The sequence below is a fragment of the Roseateles sp. P5_B10 genome, from assembly GCF_056400485.1.
This window is the reverse complement of record NZ_JBFULE010000199.1, coordinates 1-7,712: the sequence shown is the minus strand read 5'-3', so window position 1 is coordinate 7,712 and position 7,712 is coordinate 1. Positions and strand designations below refer to the sequence as shown.

The window sequence follows — 7,712 nt, the reverse complement described above, 5'->3', positions numbered from 1 at the left end:
GTCCATGACACCTCCATAACGATGGAAGTGATTCTGGAAATTGCGCCCTCAAAGCCTCGCCAAGATCGAGGCGGGGGGTATCAAGAAAGCATCAAGATTTGCTTATCGCGAGCTGCGTGATGTCGATGCCACGCTCCCGTGCGATGGCTTCCAGCACTGGCAGCAGCGGGCCCAGCTTCTCGTCCAGCGCGTCACGCACCGTGTCGACGACGACCTGGGTGCTGCGCTCGATCTCGATGTGCACCGCATCGCCCACACCCTTGTCGCCAAAGGTCGTCATGCGCAGCGTCTCGGGAATGAGCCACACCTCGAACCAGCCCGACCCGTCGCGCTCGCGCCGGGCCTCGGCCACGGTGAGGCTGCAGCCGTTGACGCCGATGTAACCCTTGGCAAAGACATAACGCATCCACGGCGCGGGCAGCGCGAAGCGGATGACGTGGTTGTTGTCGGGCTTGCGGATCTCGGCAATGCGGGCGGAGACGTCCACATGGCCGGACAGCGGATGGCCGCCGATCTCGACGCCTTCCCGGGCCGCGCGCTCGACGTTCAGGCCAGAGCCCACCATCAGGCCGCCCAGCGTGGTGAGGCTGAGCGTCTGCGCCATCACGTCGAAGCTGGCCACGTCGGAGGCTGGGCGCTCGGTCACGGTCAGGCAGACGCCGTCGCAGGAGACGCTGGCGCCAATAGCCAGCTCCGCGTCGAAGCCCTGCGGGAACTTCAGATGCAGGGTGTGCAGGCCCTCACGGGCTTCGATGGATTCGACGCGGGCGACGCCCTGGACAATGCCTGTGAACATGGAAAACAGGCCTCCAGGGAGGCCTTTTTGAACAGCGTTCGGGCCAGCTTACCAGCTGACCTCACGGTCCGGCGTCGAGCCGATCTTGTGGATGGATTGGTCGGCGCCTTCGAACTCCTGTTCCGCATCCAGCCGCAGGCCGGTGATGCGTTTGATGGCGCCATAGACAACGAAACCGCCGGCCAGCGCCCAGGCCACGCCACCCAGCGTGCCGATCAACTGAGCGCTGAAGGACACGCCGCCGATGCCGCCCAGCGCCTTCTGCCCAAAGACGCCGCAAGCGATGCCGCCCCAGGCGCCGCACAGGCCGTGCAGCGGCCAGACACCCAGCACGTCGTCGATCTTCCAGCGGTTCTGCGTCAGGGTGAAGAACTGCACGAACACCCAGCCGGCGACGCCACCCGTCACCAGCGCGCCCAGCGGGTGCATGACGTCCGAGCCGGCGCAGACGGCCACCAGGCCGGCCAGCGGGCCGTTGTAGGCAAAGCCGGGGTCATTGCGGCCCAGCAGCACGGCCACCAGCGTGCCGCCGGCCATGGCCATCAACGAATTGACGGCGACCAGGCCGGACAGCTTGTCCAGCGTCTGCGCGCTCATCACGTTGAAGCCGAACCAGCCCACCGTCAGCACCCAGGCGCCCAGGGCCAGGAAAGGGATGCTTGACGGCGGGTGGGCGCTCATCGCGCCGTCCTTGCGGTAGCGGTTCAGGCGCGGGCCGAGCAGCAGCACGGCGGCGAGACCTATCCAGCCGCCCACGGCATGCACAACGACGCTGCCGGCGAAGTCATGGAACTCGGCGCCCGTGGCGGCCTTCAGCCAGGCCTGGATGCCGAAGGCCTGGTTCCAGGCCACGCCTTCGAACACCGGGTAGATGAAGCCAACGATGACGCAGGTGGCGGCCAGTTGCGGGCCGAAGCGGGCCCGCTCGGCAATGCCGCCCGACACGATGGCGGGAATGGCCGCCGCGAAAGTCAGCAGGAAGAAGAACTTGACCAGCTCATAGCCGTTCTTCTGCGCCAACTGCTCGGYGCCGACGAAGAAATGGCTGCCGTAGGCGACCAGGTAGCCGACCAGGAAATAGGCCAGCGTGGACACCGCGAAGTCCACCAGGATCTTGACCAGGGCATTGACCTGGTTCTTCTTGCGCACGGTGCCCAGTTCGAGGAAGGCAAAGCCCGCATGCATGGCGAGCACCATGATGGCGCCCAGAAGGATGAAGAGCGCGTCTGCGCCCTGCTTGATCGATGACTCCAACGCTGCCTCCGGCCGGCGGCTCCAGACTTGGGCGACATGCACCAATCCGAACCAAACCGCACCGAAATTGCAAATTCAATGCCCGCCTTTAAGGCGTGAATTTGCGGCCAGAGAGCAGCGCAAGCAATCGTTCAGCTCTTCTTTGGTGCATTCAATGCACTCTTCTCGAACGATTCCGCACCAAATCCGAGCGTCCAGTGGCCGTCCGGCCAGCGCACGACGGGCCGCTTGATGACGCTAGGCTCGGTCAGCATCAGCGCCGCGGCCGACGCGTCGTCAGTGACGGCGGCCTTGGCGGCGTCGTCCAGCTTGCGCCAGGTGTTACCGGCGCGGTTGACGATCCTGTCGCGGCCAAAGGCCTTGATCCAGGTCGGCAGCAGCTCGGCCGGTACGCCCTGTTTCTTGAAGTCATGGAAAGCGACTTCCAGGCCTTGTTCGGCCAGCCAGGAGCGCGCCTTCTTGACGGTGTCGCAGTTGGGAATGCCATAGACGGTGATCATGGGCGCCAACTTACCATGGCTCCATGATCGACTGGCTTGACGAAGCTTCCCTCGACTTTCCACCCAGCTCGCGGGCGCTGGGCCCTGGCACCGATGCCCCCGGCCTGCTTGCCGCCGGCGGCACCCTGGACCCCGAGCGCCTGGAAGCGGCCTACCGGCGCGGCATCTTCCCCTGGTACGGCCCCGGCCAGCCGCCGCTGTGGTGGGCGCCCGACCCGCGCATGGTGCTGCAGACGGCCGACTTCAAGTTGTCACGCTCGCTGCGCAAGACGGTGGCACGCTTCGCCTCCACGCCCGGCTGTGRGATCCGCGTCGACTTTGATCGCGCCACCGTGCTGCGTGCCTGCGCCAGCGCGCCGCGCGAGGGTCAGTCAGGCACCTGGATCGTGCCCGAACTGCAGGCTGCCTATCTCGCCTGGCCGGCCATGCACAGCATCGAGACCTGGATGGACGGCGAACTCGCCGGCGGCCTGTACGGCGTCAACCTGGGGCGCATGTTCTATGGCGAATCCATGTTCATGCGCCGCACCGACGCCTCCAAGATCGCCCTTTGCGCCCTGATCTGCCTGTGCCGCCAGTTCGGCATCCCCTGGATCGACTGCCAGCAGAACACCCCCCACCTGGCCTCGCTGGGTGCGGCAGAAGTCCCACGGGCAGCCTTCGAGGACCACCTCGCCACCCACGTGGGTGGACCTACGCCCGGCCCCTGGACCTATCATCCGGACTACTGGCACAGGCTTCTGACCTCGACGTGACCCATCCAAAAGAACTGCCGCTCGCGCAGATCCAGTTCTATGCCACGGCCGCCTACCCGTGCAGCTATGTGGCGGGCCGCCAGGCGCGTTCCCAGGTCGCCACGCCCAGCCACCTGATCCACGCCGACGCCTATTCCAACCTGGTTGCCGCAGGTTTTCGCCGCAGCGGGCTCTTCACCTACCGCCCCTATTGCGACCAATGCCGTGCCTGCATCGCGCTGCGCGTGCCGGTGGCCAGCTTCGAGGCCACTCGCAGTCAGAAGCGGGCCTGGAAGGCCCATCGTCATCTGCAAGCCAAGGTCATGCGCCTGGGCTATTCGCCCGAGCACTACGCCCTGTACCTGCGCTACCAGGCCGGCCGGCACTCTGGCGGCGGCATGGACCATGACAGCGTCGACCAGTACACCCAGTTCCTGCTGCAGTCGCGCATCAACTCGCGCCTCGTGGAGTTCCGCGAGACGATGTCTGACGGCAGCACACCGCTGCGCATGGTGTCCATCCTGGACATCCTCAACGACGGCCTGTCGGCGGTCTACACCTTCTACGACCCGGACGTGCCGGGCAGCTTCGGCACCTATGGCGTGCTGTGGCAGATCCAGCAGGCCAAGGAGCTCAAGCTCAGCCACCTCTACCTGGGCTACTGGATCGAGGAGAGCCCGAAGATGGCCTACAAGGCGGGGTTCAGGCCCCACCAGATCCTGAAGAACGGCGTCTGGGAGGACGTCGCTTGCGAACCAAAACAATGACCTGCAGCGTCGGGAAGTCCTAGGCTGATTTCGCAGGTGCGGCTCCTGGCCCAGGCAGCGGCCCGAATCGCAAGCAGGTCGCTGTCCAAGTCGACGTGATTACCCACAGATTCCAGACGTGACGATGGTGGCGGCTCACTGCTTTGTCTTGCCCGCGCCATGCGGCGCCAAGCTTCAGTCACCGCCGAACATCTCGCAGATCACGCCACGGAGCCATTGGTTGGCCGGCGCACGGTGGGCTTGGGCATGCCAGAAGACGTTGATCGCAATGTCCGGCAGCTTGACTGGATGCGGCAGGTAGCTGAGGTTGAAAGGGCCGGTCAGTTGCTGCGCCAACCGCTCCGGCACGGTGGCCACGAGGTCGGAATCCTGCAGGATGTGCCCGACGCTGACGAAGTGCGGCACAGAGAGCCGCACCGTGCGGTTGATGCCCGCCCGGCGTATCAGTTCGTCGACCTTGCCATGGCCCGTGCCGGCCGAGACGATGACGAGGTGCTCGGCGTTGCGGAAGTCGTTGAGCGTGAGCTTGCGTTTCTCCACCGCGTGCCCACGCCGGAACAGGCAGACGTAGCGCTGGCTGAAGAGGCGCCGCTGGAAGAAGCCGGCCTTGAGCATGGGCAGCAGGCCGATGGCGAGRTCGACGCGGCCGGCCTCCATGTCGTCCCGGAGGTTCACGGCGGTGTTGCGAACCGTGTTCAAGGTGATGCCGGGGGCTTCCCGGCTGAGGCGCTCCATCAGGCGAGGCAGAAAGACGATCTCGCCGATGTCGGTCATGCCGATGGTCATGGCGCGCTGCACCTGGGCGGGGTCGAACTCCACGCGCTGGTTGATGCCGCTGTGAATCATCGAGAGCGCGTAGCCGATGGGCTCCGCCAGCTGCTCGGCAAACGGTGTGGGCATCATGCCCTTGGGCGTTCGCACGAAAAGCTCGTCACCGAACTGCTTGCGCAGCTTGGCCAGCGTGTTGCTGACGGCCGGCTGCGTGAGCTCCATCAGCTCCGCCACCCTGGACACCCGGCGTTCCGCCATCAAGTGGTGGAACAGCACGAGTTGGTTGAGATCGATGTCTCCGAGCTCCATGCGTCGTCTCCGCCGTCACATCATTCCTGGTGATGTGATCTATTCATCAGATTCTATTGGCTGAGGTCACCGAAGTGGACAACATGCMGCCAATCGCAAACGACTTGGCCGGCAAGCTGCATGGAAGTCCTCATCCAACCACTGAATCGCGTCATCCATGTCGAGCCTGGCGCGAATCTGCTGGAGGCATTGCAGGCGGCTCAGGTGCCGATGTCCTACTCGTGCATGGCCGGCCGATGCGGCACCTGTCGCTGCAAGCTGCTTGAGGGCGACGTGCTTGAGGGGGGTAAAGAGCAGCAGCGCCCCTTGGATGGAGCCGACAGCTACGTGCTGGCGTGCCGGACCTATCTGACCGAACCCTGTGTGATCGAGATCCCGGAGCCGGACGAGATCGTGGTGCACCCGGCGCGCATCCTGAAAGCCACGGTCACGGCAGTCGAGGACATGACGCATGACATCAAGCGCGTGGTCCTGAAGCCGGCCAAGCCGTTGGCGTTCTCGCCAGGGCAATACGCTCAACTGCAGTTCACGCCGGAACATGCCAGGCCCTATTCAATGGCAGGCATTCCGCTCGAGGGCGGCGATCTTGAGTTTCATGTGCGCGTCGTGCCCGACGGGCGCGTCAGCGGCTACATCGCCCGTCAGTTGAAGGTTGGCGACGCCGTGCGCGTCAGCGGGCCGCTGGGGTCGGCCTACCTGCGCCGCAAGCACGACGGGCCGATGCTCTGCATCGCGGGAGGCACGGGTCTGGCACCGGTGCTGTCCATCCTGCGCGGTGCGGTTGCCGAAGGCATGCGCAACCCCATCCATTTGTACTTCGGGGTGCGCTCGCCACGGGACGTCTACGGCCTGTCCTGGCTGAAGGAACTGGCCCGCGATCACGCCGGCCTGAAGCTCAACGTCGTCGTCGCCTCGGGCGGCGATCCCAAGCTGCACCGCTGTGGCCTGGTCACCGATGTCATCGATCAAGACCTCGGCGACCTGCGCGGTTGGCGCGCTTACCTGTGCGGCTCACCACCGATGGTGGAAGCGGCCTCGCTGATGGTGCATCGCAAGGGCATCGAGCCCGAGCGCATCCATGCCGATGCCTTCTACACCCAAGGAACCTGAGGAGACCCCTTATGCATGCTGCTGCCTTGAGCGCCGAGCAGCGGGCCGCGCGCGCGACCTTCTACGAACGAATCGGCACCCAGAACATGACGCCGCTGTGGGAGGTACTCGGCGCGCTGGTGCCGCCGCAGCCCCGCTCGCCTTTGCAGGCAGCGCTGTGGCGCTATGCGGAGCTGCGCGAGCAGGTGATGGAGGCTGGCCGGCTCATCACCGCCGAGGAAGCCGAGCGCCGCGTGCTGATCCTGGAGAACCCGGCGCTGCGGGGCCATTCGTCGATCACGCAGTCGCTGTACGCGGGCCTGCAGCTGATCCTTCCTGGCGAGGTCGCACCCGCGCATCGGCACACCCAGTCGGCATTGCGCCTGGTGCTCGATGGCGAAGGCGCCTACACCGCGGTCGACGGCGAGCGCACGACGATGCGCCGCGGCGACTTCATCATCACCCCGGCCTGGACCTTCCACGACCACGGCAACCTCGGCACCGATCCGGTCGTGTGGCTGGACGGGCTGGACATCCCCATCGTCCGCTTTCTTGACGCCGGCTTCTCCGAGAAGAGCCAGGACGCGAGCCAGCAGCTGCGCCGCCCCGAAGGCGATGCCCTGGCGCGCTACGGCGCCAACATGCTGCCGGTGGACTACCAGCCGCGGCCGGCCGAGCCGACCCGCGTCTTCGTCTACCCGTTCGAACGCACCCGTGCCGCGCTTCAGGGCGTGTCGCGCGGCGACGTCGACCCGCACCTGGGCCACAAGCTGCGCTACGTGAACCCGGCGACGGGGGCCTCACCCATGCCCACCATAGGCGCCTTTGCGCAATGGCTGCCGGCCGGCTTCGAAACCCATACCTATCGCAGCACCGACAGCACCGTCTACGTCTGCCTGGAAGGCGGCGGCGAGGCGCGCATCGGCGACCTCACGCTGCGGGTGCAGGAGAACGATGTCTTCGTCGTGCCGTCCTGGCACGCATTGCAGCTGCGCGCGGACCGCGACAGCCTGCTGTTCAGCTTTTCTGACCGCCCCGTGCAACAGGCGCTCGGCCTGTTTCGCGAACAACGCCAATGAACCCCTGATCCATGGACTCCCACATGAAGCTCGCCCTCCAAGCCCCACCGCTGCACACCCTCGCCATCGCCAACAGCGACGAGCGCGTTGCCGTGAATCGCGTCTTCTGCGTCGGCCGCAACTACGCCGCGCATGCCCGCGAGATGGGCAAGGACCCGGACCGCGAAGCGCCGTTCTTCTTCATGAAGCCGGCAAGCGCCGTCGTCGACGCGGCCGCGCCGGTGAGCCTGCCCTATCCGCCGCACACCAAGAACTACCACCACGAGATCGAACTCGTCGTGGTGCTGGGCAAGGGCGGGCGCAACATCCCGGTCGAACAGGCGCTCGACCATGTCTACGGCTATGCCGTCGGCCTGGACATGACGCGCCGCGACCTGCAGCTCGAAGCCCGCGACAAGGGCCGGCCCTGGGAG

General features: G+C 65.9%; 9 protein-coding genes. 5 read left to right on the top strand and 4 right to left on the bottom strand.

Going from position 1 to position 7,712, the window contains the following annotated elements; genetic code table 11:
- Positions 1-91: 91 nt before the first annotated feature.
- The 3 genes from AC1DU6_RS14095 to AC1DU6_RS14085 all read right to left on the bottom strand — a co-directional run bounded on the left by AC1DU6_RS14095 (position 92) and on the right by AC1DU6_RS14085 (position 2,550).
- Positions 92-796: a riboflavin synthase subunit alpha gene (locus AC1DU6_RS14095; RefSeq protein ID WP_457326041.1), complete on the bottom strand. Its 705-nt coding sequence runs from the start codon at positions 794-796 to the stop codon at positions 92-94.
- 48 nt (positions 797-844) lie between these two features.
- A complete protein-coding gene (locus tag AC1DU6_RS14090; protein ID WP_477857833.1) occupies positions 845-2,050 on the bottom strand; it encodes an ammonium transporter in 1,206 nt (401 codons plus the stop codon).
- Positions 2,051-2,181: 131 nt separating this feature from the next.
- Positions 2,182-2,550 (bottom strand): ArsC family reductase, encoded by a 369-nt coding sequence (locus AC1DU6_RS14085; RefSeq protein ID WP_457393152.1) that lies wholly within the window; start codon positions 2,548-2,550, stop codon positions 2,182-2,184.
- A gap of 23 nt (positions 2,551-2,573) precedes the next feature.
- Between AC1DU6_RS14085 and AC1DU6_RS14080 the strand changes: the two genes are divergently transcribed.
- Entirely contained in the window at positions 2,574-3,305 is a 732-nt protein-coding gene (locus AC1DU6_RS14080; protein WP_477857831.1) for a leucyl/phenylalanyl-tRNA--protein transferase, read from the top strand.
- Positions 3,302-4,051, top strand: coding sequence for an arginyltransferase (locus AC1DU6_RS14075; RefSeq protein WP_477857829.1), 750 nt, complete (start codon positions 3,302-3,304; stop codon positions 4,049-4,051). Before AC1DU6_RS14080 ends, AC1DU6_RS14075 begins: the two co-directional genes overlap by 4 nt.
- A 174-nt stretch (positions 4,052-4,225) precedes the next feature.
- Here the strand turns inward: AC1DU6_RS14075 and AC1DU6_RS14070 are convergent, their stop codons facing one another.
- A complete protein-coding gene (locus AC1DU6_RS14070) occupies positions 4,226-5,131 on the bottom strand; it encodes a LysR family transcriptional regulator (RefSeq protein ID WP_457325459.1) in 906 nt (301 codons plus the stop codon).
- Between the two features lie 120 nt (positions 5,132-5,251).
- Between AC1DU6_RS14070 and AC1DU6_RS14065 the strand changes: the two genes are divergently transcribed.
- The 3 genes from AC1DU6_RS14065 to AC1DU6_RS14055 all read left to right on the top strand — a co-directional run.
- Entirely contained in the window at positions 5,252-6,241 is a 990-nt protein-coding gene (locus tag AC1DU6_RS14065) for a 2Fe-2S iron-sulfur cluster-binding protein (RefSeq protein ID WP_477857827.1), read from the top strand.
- An 11-nt stretch (positions 6,242-6,252) separates the two neighbouring features.
- Complete coding sequence (gene gtdA, locus AC1DU6_RS14060) at positions 6,253-7,299, top strand: gentisate 1,2-dioxygenase (protein WP_457325923.1); 1,047 nt, start codon at positions 6,253-6,255, stop codon at positions 7,297-7,299.
- A 23-nt stretch (positions 7,300-7,322) separates the two neighbouring features.
- A partial coding sequence (locus AC1DU6_RS14055) for a fumarylacetoacetate hydrolase family protein (RefSeq protein ID WP_477857825.1) occupies positions 7,323-7,712 on the top strand: 390 nt, incomplete at its 3' end.

Coding starts and splice junctions, on each gene's coding strand:
- AC1DU6_RS14095 (WP_457326041.1), bottom strand. CDS start 796: ATGTTCACAGGCATTGTCCAGGGCGTCGCCCGCGTCGAATCCATCGAA.
- AC1DU6_RS14085 (WP_457393152.1), bottom strand. CDS start 2,550: ATGATCACCGTCTATGGCATTCCCAACTGCGACACCGTCAAGAAGGCG.
- AC1DU6_RS14065 (WP_477857827.1), top strand. CDS start 5,252: ATGGAAGTCCTCATCCAACCACTGAATCGCGTCATCCATGTCGAGCCT.
- gtdA (WP_457325923.1), top strand. CDS start 6,253: ATGCATGCTGCTGCCTTGAGCGCCGAGCAGCGGGCCGCGCGCGCGACC.